We start from the raw sequence: 18,671 nt of genomic DNA, 5'->3' as shown, positions 1-18,671 counted from the left end.
TCAGCCCGCGATCAGACCCATGGATTCGAGCTTGAGCAGCACCTGGTGGGCGCAGTTGTCCACTTCGACGCCTTCGGTGTTCACGCGCAGCTCGGGCGCTTCGGGCTCGTCATAGGGGTCCGAGATGCCGGTGAACTCCTTGATCTTGCCCTCGCGGGCCAGCCTGTAGAGACCCTTGCGGTCGCGCCGTTCGCATTCCTCGAGGCTGGTGGCGACATGCACCTCGACGAAGGCACCGTACTGCTCGATCTCCTCGCGCACGGCGCGCCGGGTGGCGGCGTAGGGCGCGATGGGCGCGCAGATCGCGATGCCGCCGTTCTTGGTGATCTCGGAGGCGACGAAGCCGATCCGGCGGATGTTGAGGTCGCGGTGCTCCTTCGAGAAGCCGAGCTCGGACGACAGGTTCTTGCGCACCACGTCACCGTCGAGAAGCGTGACGGGCCGGTCGCCCATCTCCATCAGCTTGATCATCAGCGCGTTGGCGATGGTGGACTTGCCCGAGCCCGAGAGGCCGGTTAAGAATACGGTGAAACCCTGCTGGCTGCGCGGCGGGTAGCGACGGCGAAGTTCGCCGACCACCTCGGGGAAGGAGAACCAGTCGGGGATCTCCAGCCCCTCCCGCAGACGCCGGCGCAATTCCGTGCCCGAGATGTTGAGGACCGTCGCGCCCTCCTCGATCTCGTCGGCGGCTTCGTACTGCGCGCGGTCCTGCACATAGACCATCTGCTTGAAGTCGACCATTTCGAGACCGATCTCCGCCTGGTGCTCGCGGAAGAGGTCCTGCGCGTCGTAGGGGCCGTAGAAGTCGTCTCCGGCGCTGTTCTTGCCCGGCCCCGCGTGATCGCGGCCGACGATCATGTGGGTGCAGCCATGGTTGCGTCGGATGATCCCGTGCCAGACCGCCTCGCGCGGGCCCGCCATGCGCATGGCGAGGTTCAGAAGGCTCATCGTGGTGGTGGCGGCCGGGTACTTGTCGAGCACGGCCTCGTAGCAGCGCACGCGCGTGAAATGATCCACGTCGCCGGGTTTCGTCATGCCGACGACCGGGTGGATGAGCAGGTTCGCCTGCGCCTCGCGCGCGGCGCGGAAGGTCAGTTCCTGGTGCGCCCGGTGCAGCGGGTTGCGCGTCTGGAAGGCGACGACGCGGCGCCAGCCCAGCTTGCGGAAGAGCGCGCGCAGTTCGTTCGGCGTGTCGCGGCGCGCCTTGAAGTCGTAGTGCACCGGCGGCTGGATGCCGGTCACGGGCCCGCCAAGGTAGACCGTGCCGGCGCTGTTGTGCAGGTAGTTGACGGCCGGATGCGCGATGTCGTCGGCGCCGAACACGCGTGCCGCCTCGCGGGCCTTGTCGGGCGTCCACTTGTCGGTGACGGTCATGGTGGCGAGGATCACGCCCTCCTGGTCGCGGAGCGCGATGTCCTGCCCGGGCTCGACGCCCTCGGCGAAGCCGGACGAGACGTCGAGCGTGATCGGCATCGGCCAGAGCGTTCCGTCGGCCAGCCGCATCCGCTCCACCACGCTGTCGTAATCCGCCTGCGACAGGAACCCCTTGAGCGGCGAGAAGCCGCCGTTCATCAGCAGCTCCAGGTCGCAGACCTGCCGCGGGGTGAGGTCCCAGCTCGGCAGTTCGCCCGCCTCGATCTTCAGCTTCTGGGCCGACTCGTGGGAGACGAAGAGTTCTGGGATCGGGGCGAGGTTGGGACTCATCATGGCTGTCTCACGAAATGGCTGAAGGTGGCGAATGGAAACGGGCGCCCGGCGCGCGGGCTCGCGCCGTCGCTAGACCGTTCGCCCCGCCGGGCGCAACCCGAGGGAACACAGCGGCCGTGCGGAAGCGGCGGAAAGATGCCATTTTGCCGAGGAAGAGGGTCAGCCGGCCTGTTCGAGGATCCGCTCCTCCGCGTCGAGCGTGGCGATATACTTCTCGGCATCGAGCGCGGCCATGCAGCCCATGCCCGCGCTCGTTACCGCCTGGCGGTAGATGTGGTCGGTGATGTCGCCCGCGGCGAAGACGCCGGGAATCGATGTCCGGGTGGAGCCGGGCTCGACCTTGACGTAGCCGCCATGGTGGGTTTCCAGCACGTCCTTGACGAGTTCGTTGGAGGGCGCGTGGCCGATGGCGATGAAGACGCCCTTGCACGGGATCTCGGTGATCTCTCCGGTCTGGACGTGTTTCACCCGCACGCCCTCGACGCCGAGCGGATCCTCGCTGCCCACGACCTCGTCCAGCGTGTGGAACCAAAGCGTCTCGATCTTGGGATTCCGGAACAGACGGTCCTGCAGGATCTTCTCCGCCCTCAACTCGTCGCGGCGGTGGATCAGCGTGACCTTGGAGGCGAAATTGGTGAGAAAGAGCGCCTCCTCCACGGCCGTGTTGCCCCCGCCGACCACGACGATCTCCTGCCCGCGGTAGAAGAAGCCGTCGCAGGTCGCGCAGGCGGAGACGCCGAAACCCTTGAACTTGTCCTCGGACGGCAGGCCAAGCCATTTCGCGCGCGCGCCCGTGGCGAGGATCACCGCATCGCAGGTCCAGATCGCGCCGCTGTCGCAAGCCGCGGTGAAGGGGCGCGTGGACAGGTCGAGGTCCGCGACGATGTCCGACACGATCTCGCAGCCCATTTCCCTGGCGTGGGCTTCCATTCGCACCATCAGATCCGGGCCCTGCACCTCGGTGTCGCCGGGCCAGTTCTCGACCTCGGTCGTGGTGGTGAGCTGCCCGCCGGGCTCGATCCCCTGGATCAGCACGGGTTCCAGCATGGCCCGTGCGGCATAGACGGCGGCGGTGTATCCGGCGGGGCCGGATCCGATGATCAGAACCTTGACGTGGCGTGTTTTGGACATTCGGGGATCCTCGCGCAATATGACCGCGGTGTTTCCCCGGGTATATCGCCGCGGCGCCGGGTCGGAAACCCCCGCGCGGTGCGGCCAACGGCCCGGCACATGCCGTCAGGACCGGCCGGGCCGTTTTAACAATCTTGCGCCTGATTGAAACAATATTGCGCACGAACGGCGGGCTGTTATAACAACCGCGAATACGAGGGAGGCAGCGATGCCCGGGACGCGGCTCGACCCGATCGACAGGAAGATTCTCGCCGAATTGCAGGCCGACGGCCGGATGACGAACGTGGAACTCGCGCGCCGCGTGGGCATCTCGGCGCCGCCCTGCCTGCGCAGGGTCCGCACGCTGGAAGAGCAGGGCTATATCCGTGGCTACCATGCCCGGGTCGATGCGCGCGAACTGGGATTCGAGGTGCAGGTCTTCGCGATGGTCGGGCTGCAAAGCCAGGCCGAGGCCGATCTCGTCGCCTTCGAGGACCAGTGCCGGTCCTGGCCCCTCGTGCGGCAGTGCCACATGCTGAACGGCGAGGTGGATTTCATCCTGAAATGCGTGGCGCCCGATCTCTCCACCTTTCAGAGCTTCCTCACCGGTGAGCTGACGGCGGCCCCCAACGTGGCGAGCGTGCGCACCTCGCTGGTGATCCGCGTGTCGAAGGACGACCCCGGTGTGCCCTTCGACGTGCTGGAGGAGCGGCTGGGCCGCAGCGCCTGAGCGGCAGGCTCAGGCTTCCTTCAGGTGCTCCATCGTCTCGCGCGACAGGCGCGGGCAGGCCAGCGGTCCGAAATCGTCGAACGTCTCGACATGGCCGAAGAGCGACAGGAAAAGCGCCTGCATGTTCGGCCCCAGCCCCTGCTGCGCCTGCGTGCCGGGGTGAAAACTCTCCACCTCCAGCCCGCCGGCATAGATGACCGCATGGCGGGCGAGCGCGATGTGATAGAGCCGCACGGGGCTGGGCGGCGCGATCTCGATCACGCTGGCCCCGTCGACGAACTCGTTCACCCGGCTGAGCACCCGCAGGGCGCCGCCGGGCGCCGCGCCGAGGCGGGGTTGCGTGTGCAGCAGCCGCGCCCCGGGGCCCGCGAGCACGTCGGGTGACGGCCGCCCCAGGCCGAAGGCGTCGGCGGTCACGCGGCTGAGCGCGCCCGCGCCGGGGGCGAGCAGGGTGGACCCGATCCAGACGAGCGTTTCCGTGCCCCCGCCGGCGCATGGCAGCCGGTCGCCGGGGATCAGGTCCTCCACCGCGACCGGCCCCGCCTCGGTCCGGATCAGCGTGCCGCGCGCGAAGGCGCCGGCCGCGTCCAGGAAAAGGGGCGTGTCGGGCACGGCATGCTGCGTCTCGCGCACGCTGCCGTCGGGAAGACGGCAGGCGACTTGTATCCGGCGCGTCCGGGAAGGCGCAGGCTGGTCTCGCCCGTGCGTCTCGGCAAGGCGGCCGTGCAGGGCCGGCAGCTTTGTGGTCGTCGCGGCCGCGCGGTCCGCGCGGCCCAGGGGGCTTTTCATGCGATCACCCGAAAGGTTGGTCACATCCGCGCCGGCCCCCACCGGCGACGACAGAAGGACTGATCCAAGATTTAATATTACGTTCACGAAAGTGCGGGCCGCGCGGGTCACTTGTCAACGCGACCGGACCGAATGGCGCGTCGCCAGAGCCAATGCGGCGCGCGGTCGGGTCATTGTTCGGCCGGCGTCGACCGACCGGCGCGTCGGGCCCCGCGGCTCGGGGCCCTTGGCGAATCGGCCGCCGCGATCAGGCGCGCGCCCGAAGAGGCTGGCGCCGCGCGATGAAGGCGGCGCGGCGCGCGCCACGCTGCCACGGCGGCGCGATGGAGTCCGCCCGCGCGATGCGGATCGCCGAGCGGAGAAAGCGGATGCGATCGGTCATGGTGTCTCCTTCGTCCGTTGCTGGCCGGGGCGCACCGTCGATCACGACACGCAAGACCAAGGCTGGACCCGCAATCCGGCGCTTCCGCGGCCACAAGCGGGAAACAACCGGACGCGTCCGCCATACTCGCGGCAGAGGTGGCCGGAACCGGGCGCTGTCGCCCAAGAGACTGTATGTAAACAATAATCAAGGGCTTCACTGCGACAACGACGGGCAGCGCTGAGCATTGTTTCCGTGAATTGCGGCGAGATTGCGGCGCGATTAGAGACGGATCGCCGACAACAGCCGGCCGTAATCCGCCTCTGCCGCATGGGTGCTGCGGCGGTAGGAATAGAACCGTGCGGGGTCGCTGTAGGTGCAGTGGCGCGTCCAGTCCGCCTGACCGACACCCGCCTCGCGAAGCCGCATGAGCCCGTATCCCACGAGGTCGAAATGGGACCGCCCGTTCGTGCCGCCGGCGAAGAAGCGCGCGTTCGCCGGATCGTCGTCGAGAAAGCTTTCGAGGAATTCCGGCCCGACCTCGTAGGCCGCCTGGCTGATCGCGGGGCCGATCGCCGCCGCGATGCGCCTGCGCTGCGCGCCGAGCGCCTCCATCGCGTCGATGGTCGCCTCCAGAACGCCCGCCCGCGCGCCGCGCCAGCCGGCATGGGCGGCGCCGATCACGCGGGCCTCGGCGTCCGCCATCAGAACCGGCATGCAGTCGGCGGTCAGCACGCCGAGCGCGAGTCCCGGCGTCGCGGTGACCAGCCCGTCGATGCGCGGCTTCTGCCGGAACGGCCCTGTGACATGGGCCACCTCGGCGGAATGGACCTGGTGCGCCGTCAATAGCCGGTCCGCGTCGACCTCCAGCGCATCGGCCGCGCGGATCCGGTTCACCTGGACCGCCTGCGACTGGTCAGAAGACCCGGGCCCGCAGTTCAGCCCCTCGAACACGCCGGAGGAGGCGCCGCCCCGCCGCGTGAAGAACCCGTGGCGGCAGGCGGACAGCGACCGGGCGGTGATGATCTCCAGCGTCATGGGTCCACTCCCGGGGGCGGCGGCGTCCCCTCCGGATGGAAGGCGAGGCATTGGAACAGCGTTCCCATTTCGTCGGGGTGCGTCAACCGACGATGGGCGGTGACATGGCTCTCGAGCGCCGGACCCGACAGTCCGCGGGCGAGCGTCTGCGCGCGCGCCGTGATGCCCAGACGTTCGAGAAAAACGCCCTGCGGCGTTAGCCGCGACCGGGCCGAGGGCGTCGCCCGCGCCAGTTCCGCGAAATCCACATGGGCGGTGAGGTCGGCCTCTCCCGGCGCCTCCAGCGGATCGGCGTAGCCATGTCCGCGCACGGCCTGAAGGGTGTCGCCGCTGCCGCCCCAGCCGCCGTAGTCGAGGAGGAGCGCGGCGCCCCCGAAGGTCTGGATCCGCCGGCCGATCGCGGCCGCGATCGCGGGAGCGGCAGGGCGGATCTCGACGAGGTCGCCGTCCGCGGTATCGGCCAGGCGGCCGGCGAGCGCAGGCTGGGGCGCAGGCCCCGCGAGGCCCATCGCCAGCCGTCCGTCCCGCGCGCCGACGCGCCTTTCGCGCCAGAGATCGCCCGCGCGCTGGAATTGCCGGATCGGCAGGGTATCGAAGAACTCGTTCGCCACCAGGAAAAGCGGCGCGTCGGGCAGGGCGTCGGCGGTGTCGTGCCAGCTGACGGCGTGGCCTTCCAGCGCGTCGCGCTGGCGCGCGCGCAGCGCCGGGGAGGCTTCGACGAGGTGCACCCGCGCCGCGTCGAGACATCCGGGCACCGCGCGCAGCGCCCGGATCGCGTCGGCCATCAGCGTGCCGCGGCCGGGCCCCAGCTCGGCCAGGGTGAAGGGCGCCGGGCGTCCCTGCTCCAGCCAGGCCTGGCCCAGGGCGAGGCCCAGGAGTTCGCCGAACATCTGGCTGATCTCGGGGGCGGTGGTGAAGTCGCCCGCCCGGCCCAACGGGTCGCGGGTGGCGTAATAGCCGTGTTCGGGGTCGAGCAGGCACTCCGCCATGTAGTCGGCGACCGAGATCGGCCCGTCGGCGGCGATCCGTGCGAGCAGCCGGGCCTCGAGCGCGCTCATGTGGGGGCCGCCCGTCCCCGCCTGAGCGCCCAGGCTACCAGCGCCAGCCCCACCGCGATCATCGGCAGCGATAGAAGCTGGCCCATGGTGAGGCCGTAGCCCGACAGATGCAGCGCGAGCCCGCTCGGGTTGCCCTCCGAGATGAATTGCGGGTCGGGCTGGCGCACGAACTCGACGAGGCCGCGACCGATGCCGTAGCCGGCGAGAAAGGTTCCGGTGACGAGCCATGGCGTGCGCAGCGCGCCGCGCCGCCAGACCATCCAGATCAGCAGGGCCAGCAGCACGAGCCCTTCGAGCGCGGCCTCGTAAAGCTGCGAGGGGTGGCGGTAGCACAGCTCGCCCAGCGGCTGGCCGCAGGACTGCGCGACGGCGCCGGGAAAGGCCACGCCCCAGGGCAGTTCGGTCGGCCGGCCCCAGAGCTCGGCGTTGATGAAGTTGGCGATGCGCCCCAGGAGAAGGCCGGGCGGCGTGGCGAGCGCCATCATGTCTGCGACGCTCGCGATCGGCACGCCGTTGCGGCGGCACCAGATCAGGCCGGCCACGGCGACGCCGAGGAACCCGCCGTGAAAGGCCATGCCGCCCTGCCACAGCATCGGGATTTCCCAAGGGTTCTGAAGATAGTAGTCCGGCCGGTAGAACAGAACGAAGCCGAGCCGCCCGCCGACGATCACGCCGAGGATCACCCAGGTCAGCAGGTCGTCCACCTGTTCCGCGCGCATCGGCGCCGTGCCGCCGGGCCAGAGGCGCGGGCGGTTCACGGCCATCACGGCGAGGCGCCAGCCGATCACGATCCCGGCGATGTAGGCGAGCGCGTACCAGCGCAGCGCGAACTCCATGCCGAAGAGCGTGACGGAGAAAAGCTCCGGGGAAATGTCCGGAAAACGGATCGAGGCCTGCATCATCGTCTCTCTGCCCGGTTTTTCGAGGGCCGGTCAAGCTTGAGCCGGCGGCGTGTGCGCTCCATATAGGAGGGAAGTGTAACGGGGGAGAGACCCATGCAGAGCCGCAACAAGGTGCTGGACGACATCTCGCAGCTCATGACGAACGCCATGGGCGTCGCTCAGGGCGCGCGGGAAGAGGCGCAGACCGCGATGAACTCGATGGTGGATCGCTGGCTCGCCGAGCGCGATTTCGTCACCCGCGAGGAATTCGACGCGGTGCGCGCCATGGCCCAGAAGGCGCGCGAGGAGAACGAGGCGCTGCGCGCGCGCATTGAGGCGCTGGAAGCGCGCGCCGGCCGCGCGGAGTGAGGCCTCAGTCGTCGGGGCGCGCCAGCGCGAAGACCTCCTCGACGCGCGCGTAATCGCGGTATCCCAGCCGCGCGAGCGGCCGGTAGGTCGTGACGTCGAAGATCCCGTCGACGAGGCATGCGTCGCGCAGGTGAATGCCTGTCACCTCGCCGAAGACGACGAAGTTCGCCTTTCCTTCCAGCTGGACGATTTGCGTCAAGCGGCATTCTAGCGCGGCGGGCGCGGCGGCCACGCGGGCGCAGGCGATGGTGCGGCATTCCTCCCGCTCGAGCCCGGCATGGGCGAATTCGTCCTCGTCGCGGGGCAGCGCCTTCGAGCTGGCGTTCATCGCGTCGCGCAGCGCGTCCGAGACGATGTTCACGCAGAAGACGCCGGTCTCGCGGATGTTGGCCACGCTGTCCTTGGTGTCGCCCTGGTCGGCCTTGGCGGAGGTGGAGGCGAACATCACCTGCGGCGGCACATAGGCCACGGCGTTGAAGAACGAGTAGGGCGCGAGGTTGTCGCGGCCCTCCGCGTCGCGGCTCGAGATCCAGCCGATGGGACGGGGCGAGACGATCGCGCCGAACGGGTTGTGGGGCAGGCCGTGGCCCTCCTCGGGGCGGTAGAACATGGCGGGATCCTCCTGTTTGCCCCGGTGCTACCCGCGTGCTACCCGCAGCGCCACCGTGAATTCTGTGCGCGGGGGCAGGGGTGTATCGGCTCGAGTGCGAGAAGCCCGGGGACTGGTGGGAGGTCGAGGCGCTCTACGACCTCGCCTTCGGTCCGGGGCGCGAGGGGCTTTCCTCCTACCGGCTGCGCGAGGGCGTGGCGCCGGTGGCCGAGCTCTGCCGCGTGGCGCGCGACGAGGACGGCACGATTGGCGGCGCGATCCGGTACTGGCCGGTGCGCGTGGGCGGGCGGCCCGCGCTGCTTCTGGGCCCGGTGGCGGTGCATCCCACCCACCAGGGCGAGGGGATCGGCGGCGCGCTGATCGCCGACAGCCTGGCCGCGGCGCGCGCGGCGGGCTGGGAACGGGTGATCCTCGTGGGCGACGTGCCCTATTACGGACGCTTCGGCTTCGCCCGGCTCGACGGCGTGGAGATGCCGCCGCCCACCAATCCCGAGCGGGTGCTCGGGGTCGCGCTCGTCTCCGGGGCCTGGGACGGCGTCAGGGGGCGCGTGGGCCGGGACGCTTGAAAGACCGGCCCGCCGCCCCGATCTCTTGCAGGCCATGACCGGAAGCCGAGCCATGACCGACACGACCATCGTTCCCGTCGAGACGGGTGCGCGCCTCGATGCGCTCGCGCAGCGCTACGCCCGTGCCGACGGGCCCGCGCTGCGCCTTCTGAACCTTCTGGGCGCGCAGGCCGAGAACCTGCTCGAGCGCCTGCCCGATCGCGTGAAGGAGGAGCTCGAGGGCGCCACCGTCCACGCGCTCGCCGCCGCGCTCGAGGCCGCGCAGCGGTCGCGCCGCGCGATGCCGGACCAGGCCCCGTGGATGAACACCTCGATCACGACGGCGATGGGCGCCGCGGGCGGCTTCGGCGGGTTGCCCACCGCGCTCGCGGAGCTTCCCTTCACCACCACGGTGCTCTTTCGCGCGATCCTCGCCGAGGCGCATCGGCAGGGCTTCGACCCGGCCGCCGAGAATGTGCGTCGCGAGGCGCTGGAGGTGTTCTCGGCCGCGGGGCCGCTGTCGCATGACGATGGGTCGGAGACCGGATTCCTCGCCGCGCGGGTGACGCTGACCGGCGCCACCGTTCGGGGCATGATCGCGCGCATCGCCCCGCGCCTGTCCACGGTTCTGGGCCAGAAGCTCGCGGCGCAGACGGTTCCGGTTCTCGGGGCCGCCGCCGGCGCGGCCACGAACTACGCCTATACCCGCTACTACCAGGAGATCGCGGTGGTGCGGTTCGGGCTGATGCGGCTTTCGGAAGAGACGGGTGCCGATCCTGCCCTCCTGACCGAGGAGCTCCGCGTCCGCATGCCCCGGCGCTAGTCCGCCGCCTCCTCCTTCAGCGAGAACCGTATCGGGCCGCGGGCGGTCGCCGGATCCACGGCACGCCCCTTCTGCGTGGCCTTCAGCGGCAAGGACGCCGCGACGCGCCGCACCTCCGGCATGAGCGGCCGCCAGTCCGGGCCGAGCGCGCGGGCAGCCTCGGACGGGCAGAAGCTGTTGCACGGACCGCGCGCCCGTGCAAGGCGCATGAGCGCCGCGGCGATCTCGGCGTCGCTCACGCGCACGGCGCCGCGCCGACGCCCCTCGCAGGGATCGCGGGGCCCGGTCCGGGCATGAACGAGGCGACCGGAGATCCGCGACACGCCTGGCGCCGTGCCCCGAACGCTCGGGAGTGCCGCAGACCGTGCATTTCCGAACGTCCGCCGTCCTAGCCGAGGGCTGCGTCACAGCGCGCGCAGACGCCCGGATGCGCGTGGCTGCCCACGTCCGGCAGGATCTTCCAGCAGCGTTCGCACTTCTCTCCCTCGGCGCGCTCGAACACGACGCCGATGCCCGGCGCGTCCGGAAGCCGGAACGCTTCCTGCGGCATCGCGTCGGCGGTGAGTTGCACATCCGAGGTGATGCAGATGTCGTCGAAGGCGACCTCGCGAAGCGCGGCCAGCATCTCCGCGTCCTCGACATGCACCACCGGCGCGGCCTCGAGGCTGGCACCGATTGCCTTCTCGGTGCGCTTGACCTCCAGCGCCGCTGTCACCACGCGGCGGGCGCGGCGCACCTTCGCCCATTTCGCGGCGAGCGCCTCGTCGCGCCACGCCGCGGGCGTTTCGGGCATGTCCTCGAGGTGGACGGAGGAGCGCTCGCCCGGGAATCGCTCCAGCCAGACCTCCTCCATCGTGAAGACGAGCACCGGCGCGAGCCAGGTGGTCAGCCGGTGGAACAGCAGGTCGAGCACCGTGCGCGCGGCGCGGCGGCGGGGCGTGTCCCCGTCGCAATAGAGCGCGTCCTTGCGGATGTCGAAGTAGAAGGCCGAGAGCTCCACCGTGCAGAAGTTGAAGACCGCCTGGAACACGCCCTGGAAGTCGTAGGCGGCATAGCCCTCGCGCACGGTGGCGTCGAGCTCCGCCAGCCGGTGAAGCACCCAGCGCTCCAGCTCGGGCATGTCGGCGGGGTCGGTGCGGTCGGCCTCGGTGAAATGCGCCACGTTGCCCAGCAGAAAGCGCATCGTGTTGCGCAGCCGGCGATAGCTGTCGGCCACGCCCTTCAGGATCTCGGGGCCGATGCGCAGGTCGCCCGTGTAGTCGGATTGCGCCACCCAGAGCCGCAGGATGTCGGCGCCATACTGCTTCGTCACGTCCTCTGGCGCCACGGTGTTGCCGAGCGACTTGGACATCTTGTTGCCCTTCTCGTCGAGCGTGAACCCGTGGGTCAGAACGCCGCGATAGGGGGCGCGGCCGATGGTGCCGCAGGCCTGGAGCATGGAGGAGTGGAACCAGCCGCGGTGCTGGTCCGTGCCCTCGAGGTAGAGGTCGGCCAGCCCGTCCGCGCTGCCGTCCTCGCGGTCGCGCAGGACGAAGGCGTGGGTGGAGCCGGAATCGAACCAGACGTCGAGGATGTCGTCCACCTTCTCCCACTCGGCGGGGTCATGGTCGTCGCCGAGGAAGCGCTCCTTGGCGCCGGGCTTGTACCACGCGTCCGCGCCCTCGGCCTCGAAGGCCGCGAGGATGCGGGCGTTGACGCGCTCGTCCTTCAAAAGGAAGTCCGGGTCGGTGGGCAGTGCGCCCTTTTTCGTGAAGGCCGTGAGCGGCACGCCCCAGGCGCGCTGGCGCGAGAGCACCCAGTCGGGGCGGTTCTCGATCATGGAGTGGAGCCGGTTGCGCCCGGTCTTCGGCGTCCACTGCACCAGCCGATCGATCGAGGTGAGCGCGCGGGCCCGGATCGTCTCGCCGTAATCGTCCTGCCCGTCGCCCACGGGGCGGTCGATGGCGGCGAACCACTGCGGCGTGTTGCGGAAGATAACCGGCGCCTTGGAGCGCCAGGAATGGGGGTAGGAATGCGCCTGCCGGCCGCGGGCAATCAGCCCGCCGGCCTCCACCAGCTTCTCGATGACGGCCGCGTTGGCCTTGCCCTCGCGGCCCTTCTCGTCGAAGACGCGCAGCCCCGCGAAGAAGGGGACGTGCTCGCGGAATTCACTCGCCTCGCCCACGTTGTGGGTCATGCGGTCGAGCCAGCCGCGCCGCGCGAAGGCGTCGTAGTCGTCCGCGCCGTGGCTGGGCGCGGTGTGCACGAAGCCGGTGCCCTGATCGTCGGTGACGTAATCCTCGGCGATCATCGGCACGTCGTAGTCCCAGAAGCCCTCCGCGCCGTCGAGACCGGCGAAGGGGTGGGTCATGTTGTTGATCTGACGAGGATTCACATCGCCAATCCTCTGCCACGCCGTCACGCGGCTTCTCCTCAGCGTGTCGTCGGCCAAATTGTCGGCGATTATCAGGCGGTCACCTACGGAGGCCCAGCATTCCTCTTGAGTGCCCGTGACTTCGTATAGCCCGTAGGAAATCTCAGGGTTATAGGCGACGGCTCGGTTAGAGGGGATCGTCCACGGTGTGGTCGTCCAGATTATGACATCCGAACCAAGCAAAGGCTCGATGCTTTCGCTGCTGCCAATCGCCTCGGCCTGAGTCACCTTGAAGCGAACCCAGATCGTGTGGCTCTTGTGGTCGTGATACTCGATCTCCGCCTCTGCGAGCGCCGTCTTCTCCACCGGCGACCACATGACCGGCTTCGAGCCCTGGTAGAGCACGCCCGACATCAGGAACTTCATGAACTCCCCGGCGATCACGCGCTCGGCGTGGAAGTCCATGGTGAGGTAGGGGGCCGCCCAGTTGCCGGTCACGCCGAGGCGCTTGAACTCGTCCCTCTGCACGTCGATCCAGCCCTCGGCGAAGCGGCGGCACTCCTGCCGGAAGTCCACGACATCGACCTGGTCCTTGTCCTGGCCCTTGGCGCGGTAGCGTTCCTCGATCTTCCACTCGATGGGCAGGCCGTGGCAGTCCCAGCCGGGGATGTAGCGCGCGTCGCGCCCCATCATCTGCTGTGAGCGGACCACGAAATCCTTCAGGATCTTGTTGAGCGCGTGGCCGATGTGCAGGTGCCCGTTAGCGTAGGGCGGGCCGTCATGCAGCGTGAAGGGCGCGCGGCCCTCGGCCTTGTCACGCAGCCGGTCGTAGATGCCGATCTCCTCCCAGCGGGCGAGCCAGCCGGGTTCGCGCTTGGGCAGCCCCGCGCGCATTGGGAATTCGGTTTCGGGCAGGTTCAGCGTGTCTTTGTAGTCGAGCGTCTCGGTGGACATCGCAGCGTCCTCATCTCGGATGTGTTCGGGAACGGGGCGGCGCGGGCGCGCCCATGCGCCTTTGTCCCGACGCCCTCGACCGCCAAGGGTCAGGACGCCGGGCCGGTAATTCGACGGTTATGCGGAACCGGGCGCTGCATCGCGGCGGGTTATAGGGCGCATGGGGCGGGCGGTCCAGAGCGGAGGCCGCCGCGCGCCTCAGCCGCGCGTGCCCGCGAAACGCTGCGCCCAGTCCTCGCGCTGGGCGTCGTCGATCTTGGCGAAGAGGTTTTCCGGCACGCGGAACGCGTGGCCCGCGGGCAGCGCCTCGAGCGCCGCGCGGAGATCCGTCGGCCAGTCCGCGTCCTCGGCGCCGAGCGCGTCGCGCAGGGTCCGGGCGGCGTCGGGGATGAAGGGCTCCGACAGCACCGCGTAAAGCCGCGCGAGGTTGAGGGAGAGGCGCACGATGACGGCGGCGCGGGCCGGATCCTCCTTGAAGGCGGCCCAGGGCGCCGCGGCCTGGAGGTATTCGTTGCCGGCCACCCAGATCGCGCGCAGCTCGGCCGCGGCCTTGCGGATCTCCATCGCTTCCATGTGCCGCTCGTAGGCGGCGAGCCTTGCGGACAGCTCCTCGACCAGCGTCTGCTCCTGCGGGCCCCATGCGCCGCCCTCGGGCACCGCCTCGCCGAACTTCGAGCGGCAGAACTTCGTCACGCGGGAGACGAAGTTGCCCAGAACGTCCGCGAGGTCCTTGTTCACCGAGAGCTGGAAGTTTTCCCAGGTGAACTCGGCGTCGGAGGTCTCGGGAACGTGCGACAGCAGCCACCAGCGCCAGTAATCCGCCGGCAGAAGGTCGAGCGCGTCGTCCATGAACACGCCCCGGCCCTGGCTGGTGGAGAACTGGCCGCCGTCGTAGTTCAGGTAGTTGAAGCTCTTGATGTAATCGACGAGCTTCCACGGCTCGCCCGAGCCGATCAGCGTGGCGGGAAAGCTCAGCGTGTGGAAGGGCACGTTGTCCTTGCCCATGAACTGGGTGTAGCGCACGTCCTGCGCGCCCTTGTCGGTGCGCCACCAGCGTTCCCAGTCGGCATCCGCCCGGCCGGTCGCCTCGGCCCATTCGGCCGCGCAGGCGATGTATTCGATGGGCGCGTCGAACCAGACGTAGAAGACCTTGCCCTCCATGCCCGTCCAGGGCGCGCCCTCGAACTGCGCGGGGATCCCCCAGTCGAGGTCGCGGGTGATGCCGCGGTCCTGCAGCCCGTCGCCGTCGAAGAGCCACTTCTTCGCGATCGAGGTGGTCAGCACCGGCCAGTCGCGCTTGCCGTCGATCCACTGGGCCAGCCGGTCGCGGAGCGTCGATTGCAGCAGGTAGAGGTGCTTGGTCTCGCGCACCTCGAGCTCGGTCGCTCCCGAGATCGCCGATCGGGGCTCGATCAGGTCGGTGGGGTCGAGCTGCTTGGTGCAGTTCTCGCACTGGTCGCCCCGGGCCTTCTCGTAGCCGCAGTTGGGGCAGGTCCCCTCGATGTAGCGGTCGGGCAGGAAGCGGCCGTCGGCCACGGAATAGACCTGCCGTTCGGCCCGTTCCTCGATCAGCCCGGCCTCGAAGAGCTTCACGGCGAGGTGCTGCGTCAGCCGCCGGTTGTGATCCGACGAGGAGCGCCCGAAATGGTCGAAGGACAGGCGGAAACCGGCGGCCAGGTCGGCCTGGACACGGTGCATCTCGGAGCAATATTCGGCAACCGCCTTGCCAGCCTTCGCGGCGGCGAGCTCGGCGGGGGTGCCGTGCTCGTCCGTGGCGCAGAGAAACAGCACCTCGTGGCCCCGCGCGCGCAGGTAGCGCGCGTAGAGATCGGCGGGCAGCTGGGAGCCGACGAGGTTGCCCAGGTGCTTCACGCCGTTGATGTAGGGGATCGCTGAGGTAATCAGGTGCCGTGCCATCTGCCGCCTTCGAGTGCCGTTGTGCCGCGCCCCCATAACGCAAGCTCGGTCAGGGTGCTAGCGCCTCTCGTCCGGCGCCTCGCCGCCGCGCCGCCCGTTCCCGGCGCCTTCGCGGATCGCCGCCATCAGCCGGCCCACCGTGAAGGAGGTGCGCGGCGCCCAGACATAGGGCGTGCGGCGCAGGGCCACGGGGCGCGCGCGCATCCGCACGAGGCCGAAGACGACGAGGATCGCGTGCGCCGCGGCGATCATCGCGAAAAGCGCGCCGGGCCCGAAACCCTCGATGAGCGCAGCGGAGAGCCAGGGCGCGGCGATGCCGCCCACGGCGAACCAGAACATGAGCGCGGCCGAAAGCTCCACGCGCTGGTCGCTCGCGGCGAAGTCGTGCGCGTGGGAGGCGGCGACCGAGTAGATCGGAAACGTCGTGAGGCCGAAGAAGCCGGCCGTGAGCAGGATGCCCAGGGTGCCTGTCCCCTGCGTCATCCCGGTGACGCCGCAACTGACGATCGCCGCTACCGAAAGCCAGATCAGCACCCAGCGCCGGTCGATCTTGTCGGCCATCCAGCCCACGGGATACTGCGCGAGCGCGCCGCCGGCCACGAAGGCTGCGAGGAAATAGGCGATCTGGTCGGTCTCGAGCCCGACCTGGCGGCCGTAGACCGGCCCCACCATCCGGAACGCCGCGCTCGAGACCGCGGCCACCAGGACGCCCGCCACCGCGAGCGGCGATATCGCGACGGCGAGCCCCGGCCGCAGCCGGGGCGTCGAGGGCGTCTCGGGCGGGCTGGCGGTGGTCAGCGTGAGCGGCAGAAGCGCCGCGCAGCACATCAGCGCGAGGATGTTGTAGGAGACGTAGGACGCCGGCTCCAGCACGCCGATCATCAGCTGCGCGGCGAGCGAGGCGCCCATGTCCGCCACGCGGTAGGCGCCCATGGTGCGCCCGCGGGTGGCGTTGGTGACCTTGGCTTGGATCCACGCCTCGATCACCGTGTAGCAGCCTGCGACGCACATGCCCTGCGCCACGCGCATCAGCGCCCAGGCGGTCGCGTCGATCACCATCATGTGCAGCAGGATGCCGATGGCGCCCGCGGCGGTGAAGGCGGCGAAGGCGCGGGAATGGCCGACGCTGCCCATGAGGCGCGGCGCCCACCAGCAGCCGATGAAGAAACCCGCGAAATGCGCCGAGCCCAGAAGGCCGATCTGCTCTGTCGTGAAGTCGAGCGATAGGCCCGACAGCGCGTCGAGCGGCGCCACCGCCCCCGAGGAAAGCTGCAGCAGGATGACCGACAGGTAGAGGGCGGCGAAGGACAGGAGCATGCGCATGACGCGTCCTACCCTGACAGCCCCGGCCCTGCCCGCAAGCCGGTTCCCGACGCGGGCAGGGCGTTATTCGCCCCTCGGGCTCAGGGCGCGGTGTAGCCGCCGTCCACGAGGTGGTAGCTGCCGGTGATGAAACCCGCCCGGTCGGAGAGCAGGAAGGCGGTGAGCGCGGCGACCTCCTCGGGTTGGCCGAGGCGCCCGATGGGATGCAGGCCGGTCAGGCCCGCGCGCATCTCCTCGTCGAGGTTCTGCAGAAGCGGCGTGTCGATGAAACCGGGCCCGACGGCGTTCACGCGCACGCCCTTGGCCGAGTATTCCAGCGCGGCGTTGCGGGTAAGTCCCACGAGCGCGTGTTTCGTGGCGACGTAGGCCGGCGATTCGGCCAGACCCACGCTGCCCAGGATCGAGGACATGTTCACGATGGCGCCGCCGCCCGCCTCGAGCATCTTCGGGATCGCGTATTTCATCCCGTAGAAGACGCCGTGCAGGTTCACGCCGATCACCTCGTGCCAGGCCTCGAGCGTGTAGTCGGCGGTCGGGGCGCGCGGGCCGCCGATGCCCGCGTTGTTGACGAGAAGGTGCAGCGCGCCGGTCTCCTTCACGGCGAAGTCGATCATGGCCTCCACCTGTTCCGCCTGCGCGACGTCCACCGCCGTGGCAAGCGCCGTGCCGCCCGCCGCGCGGATGTCGTCGGCGACCGCGCCCGCCTGGTCCTCGTCGAGATCGGCCAGCACCACGGTGGCGCCGCCCTTGCCGAGTTCTTGCGCGATGGCGGCGCCGATGCCCTGGCCGGCGCCGGTGACGATGGCGGTGCGCCCGTCGAATCGAAGGTCCATGTCCGTCTCCCGGTTTTGCGTTCGTCAGGACGATGGCGGCGCAGGCGGGGCGGCGCATTGATCCGGCGCAAAGACCGCTCAGGCCGGGGCGCCGTCCACGGGCGCGGGATGGGCGGAAAGGCCCGCCGCGCCGTCCTCCACCCGCCAGGCCCGCGGCGGGTCCTGCCGGGCGCGCAGGCGCTCCAGCCGCCAGGCGGTGCGCCCCGGCGCGTGGTCGGGCTCCATCCGCCAGCGCGTCTCCACCCCGCGCGCGCCGCCCGCCCCGGGCGTGAGCAGCAGCCCCGCGGGCATCGGCCCCGCCTCCGCCGCGCCGGCCTCGGCGGCGAGCTGGAGCCGGCGCACGGGGGTGAGGCCCGGCAGGGCGGGCAACTCCGCCACCACGAGGCCCACGCAGCCCGCGCGCAACGCCTCCTCTGCGCACCAGAGCACGTCCTCGGCGCGGCGGGGCGCGGCGAAGAGGAACCGCTCGGGCGCGGCGAAGCGCAGCAGGCCCTCGGGGTTCAGATCCTCCGCCGCCCAGCCCGGCGCGATCCAGAGCACGGGCCCCTCGCAGCGCCCGGCGAGCCAGGCAGCGAAGCTGCGCCGTGCCCGGCCGCAGGCTTCGTGCACGCGGCCGAGGGTGAGCGCGATGCCGGGCAGAAGCGCCGCTTCGGGGCGCGGGCGCTCGGGCGCGCGGGAGAGCAGGGCGGAGGCGGGCGTCATGGACGGCACCATATAATGTTCTTCTTTTGTTCTCAACCTTGCGATGGCGGCGCGCGGCGCGCCATGCTATGCGCGAAACGCCATGACGAAACCGCTGATCCGCCCGATCCGCCCCGCGGACGAACCCGAATGGCGCCGCCTCTGGCGGTCCTACCTGGAGTTCTACGAGACGACCGTCCCCGAGGCGGTCTACCGCGAAAGCTTCGCGCGGCTGCTCTCGGACGCGCCCGAAACCTTCCACGGCCGCATCGCCGAGATGGATGGCCGGCCATGCGGGCTCGTCCATTACCTCTTTCACGCGCACATGTGGCGGATCGAGCCGGTCTGCTACCTTCAGGATCTCTACGTGGATTCCGAGGCGCGGGGCACGGGCCTCGGCCGTGCGCTGATCGAGGCGGTCTACGCAGAGGCCGACGCGGCGGGCGCGCCCGCGGTCTACTGGCTCACGCAGGACTTCAACCACACGGCGCGCCGGCTCTACGACCGGATCGGCGTGCTGACCCCCTTCATCCGCTACAACCGCCCGTCCTGATACGCGGGCTTGGCGCGCGGCGGCAGAGCCGCTAGA

The 18,671-nt window shown here is 70.0% G+C and carries 19 protein-coding genes; 5 read left to right on the top strand and 14 right to left on the bottom strand.

The genetic code is table 11. The features are described 5' to 3' along the window. Together AB6A66_RS05235 and trxB are read right to left on the bottom strand one after the other, a co-directional pair. The gene (locus AB6A66_RS05235) at window positions 1-1,707 is read right to left on the bottom strand and encodes a bifunctional sulfate adenylyltransferase/adenylylsulfate kinase (protein WP_371055054.1); all 1,707 of its coding nucleotides are present in this window, start codon (window positions 1,705-1,707) and stop codon (window positions 1-3) included. Between the two features lie 159 nt (window positions 1,708-1,866). Next, on the bottom strand, window positions 1,867-2,838 hold the full coding sequence (gene trxB, locus AB6A66_RS05230; RefSeq protein ID WP_371055053.1) for a thioredoxin-disulfide reductase: 972 nt from the start codon (window positions 2,836-2,838) through the stop codon (window positions 1,867-1,869). Window positions 2,839-3,046: 208 nt separating this feature from the next. Here trxB and AB6A66_RS05225 point away from each other — a divergent pair, with 208 nt between their 5' ends. After that, window positions 3,047-3,547, top strand: coding sequence for an Lrp/AsnC family transcriptional regulator (locus tag AB6A66_RS05225; protein ID WP_371055052.1), 501 nt, complete (start codon window positions 3,047-3,049; stop codon window positions 3,545-3,547). A gap of 9 nt (window positions 3,548-3,556) precedes the next feature. On the opposite strand, the gene AB6A66_RS05220 is transcribed toward AB6A66_RS05225, so the two are convergent. The 5 genes from AB6A66_RS05220 to lgt form a co-directional block, all read right to left on the bottom strand. Then, a complete protein-coding gene (locus tag AB6A66_RS05220; protein WP_371055051.1) occupies window positions 3,557-4,336 on the bottom strand; it encodes a Hint domain-containing protein in 780 nt (259 codons plus the stop codon). Between the two features lie 247 nt (window positions 4,337-4,583). Further along, on the bottom strand, window positions 4,584-4,718 hold the full coding sequence (locus AB6A66_RS05215) for a hypothetical protein (RefSeq protein WP_371055050.1): 135 nt from the start codon (window positions 4,716-4,718) through the stop codon (window positions 4,584-4,586). A gap of 261 nt (window positions 4,719-4,979) precedes the next feature. Then, window positions 4,980-5,735: a peptidoglycan editing factor PgeF gene (pgeF, locus tag AB6A66_RS05210; RefSeq protein ID WP_371055049.1), complete on the bottom strand. Its 756-nt coding sequence runs from the start codon at window positions 5,733-5,735 to the stop codon at window positions 4,980-4,982. Further along, window positions 5,732-6,793 (bottom strand): class I SAM-dependent methyltransferase, encoded by a 1,062-nt coding sequence (locus tag AB6A66_RS05205; protein ID WP_371055048.1) that lies wholly within the window; start codon window positions 6,791-6,793, stop codon window positions 5,732-5,734. Before AB6A66_RS05205 ends, pgeF begins: the two co-directional genes overlap by 4 nt. Further along, window positions 6,790-7,692 (bottom strand): prolipoprotein diacylglyceryl transferase, encoded by a 903-nt coding sequence (lgt, locus tag AB6A66_RS05200; RefSeq protein ID WP_371055047.1) that lies wholly within the window; start codon window positions 7,690-7,692, stop codon window positions 6,790-6,792. The genes AB6A66_RS05205 and lgt overlap by 4 nt, the downstream gene beginning before the upstream one ends. A 96-nt stretch (window positions 7,693-7,788) precedes the next feature. Between lgt and AB6A66_RS05195 the strand changes: the two genes are divergently transcribed. Then, complete coding sequence (locus AB6A66_RS05195) at window positions 7,789-8,043, top strand: accessory factor UbiK family protein (protein WP_371037436.1); 255 nt, start codon at window positions 7,789-7,791, stop codon at window positions 8,041-8,043. A gap of 4 nt (window positions 8,044-8,047) precedes the next feature. Here the strand turns inward: AB6A66_RS05195 and AB6A66_RS05190 are convergent, their stop codons facing one another. After that, a complete protein-coding gene (locus AB6A66_RS05190; protein ID WP_371055046.1) occupies window positions 8,048-8,653 on the bottom strand; it encodes a flavin reductase family protein in 606 nt (201 codons plus the stop codon). 80 nt (window positions 8,654-8,733) lie between these two features. Here AB6A66_RS05190 and AB6A66_RS05185 point away from each other — a divergent pair, with 80 nt between their 5' ends. Next, window positions 8,734-9,219 carry a GNAT family N-acetyltransferase gene (locus AB6A66_RS05185; protein ID WP_371037434.1) on the top strand — a complete coding sequence of 162 codons (486 nt, stop codon included), beginning with the start codon at window positions 8,734-8,736 and terminating at the stop codon, window positions 9,217-9,219. Between the two features lie 52 nt (window positions 9,220-9,271). After that, window positions 9,272-10,021 carry an EcsC family protein gene (locus AB6A66_RS05180; protein WP_371055045.1) on the top strand — a complete coding sequence of 250 codons (750 nt, stop codon included), beginning with the start codon at window positions 9,272-9,274 and terminating at the stop codon, window positions 10,019-10,021. Here the strand turns inward: AB6A66_RS05180 and AB6A66_RS05175 are convergent. From AB6A66_RS05175 to AB6A66_RS05150, 6 genes are all read right to left on the bottom strand, one after another. Next, on the bottom strand, window positions 10,018-10,266 hold the full coding sequence (locus AB6A66_RS05175) for a DUF3253 domain-containing protein (protein WP_371055044.1): 249 nt from the start codon (window positions 10,264-10,266) through the stop codon (window positions 10,018-10,020). The genes AB6A66_RS05180 and AB6A66_RS05175 overlap by 4 nt on opposite strands. A gap of 143 nt (window positions 10,267-10,409) precedes the next feature. Next, window positions 10,410-13,328 carry an isoleucine--tRNA ligase gene (gene ileS / locus AB6A66_RS05170; protein ID WP_371055043.1) on the bottom strand — a complete coding sequence of 973 codons (2,919 nt, stop codon included), beginning with the start codon at window positions 13,326-13,328 and terminating at the stop codon, window positions 10,410-10,412. Between the two features lie 198 nt (window positions 13,329-13,526). Continuing rightward, window positions 13,527-15,245, bottom strand: a complete 1,719-nt coding sequence (gene metG / locus AB6A66_RS05165) for a methionine--tRNA ligase (RefSeq protein WP_371055042.1) — start codon at window positions 15,243-15,245, stop codon at window positions 13,527-13,529. Between the two features lie 57 nt (window positions 15,246-15,302). Next, window positions 15,303-16,568 carry an MFS transporter gene (locus AB6A66_RS05160; RefSeq protein ID WP_371055041.1) on the bottom strand — a complete coding sequence of 422 codons (1,266 nt, stop codon included), beginning with the start codon at window positions 16,566-16,568 and terminating at the stop codon, window positions 15,303-15,305. Between the two features lie 80 nt (window positions 16,569-16,648). Then, the gene (locus tag AB6A66_RS05155) at window positions 16,649-17,401 is read right to left on the bottom strand and encodes an SDR family NAD(P)-dependent oxidoreductase (RefSeq protein ID WP_371055040.1); all 753 of its coding nucleotides are present in this window, start codon (window positions 17,399-17,401) and stop codon (window positions 16,649-16,651) included. A 78-nt stretch (window positions 17,402-17,479) separates the two neighbouring features. Further along, a complete protein-coding gene (locus AB6A66_RS05150) occupies window positions 17,480-18,103 on the bottom strand; it encodes an ImuA family protein (protein WP_371037427.1) in 624 nt (207 codons plus the stop codon). Between the two features lie 82 nt (window positions 18,104-18,185). Between AB6A66_RS05150 and AB6A66_RS05145 the strand changes: the two genes are divergently transcribed. After that, window positions 18,186-18,635 (top strand): N-acetyltransferase family protein, encoded by a 450-nt coding sequence (locus tag AB6A66_RS05145; protein WP_371055039.1) that lies wholly within the window; start codon window positions 18,186-18,188, stop codon window positions 18,633-18,635. Window positions 18,636-18,671: the final 36 nt, after the last annotated feature.

The organism is Rhodosalinus sp. K401 (assembly GCF_041365735.1).
Classification (GTDB): Bacteria; Pseudomonadota; Alphaproteobacteria; order Rhodobacterales; family Rhodobacteraceae; genus Rhodosalinus.
Note: the sequence above shows the minus strand (reverse complement) of the source record. Positions and strands in the feature narration are given on the sequence as shown.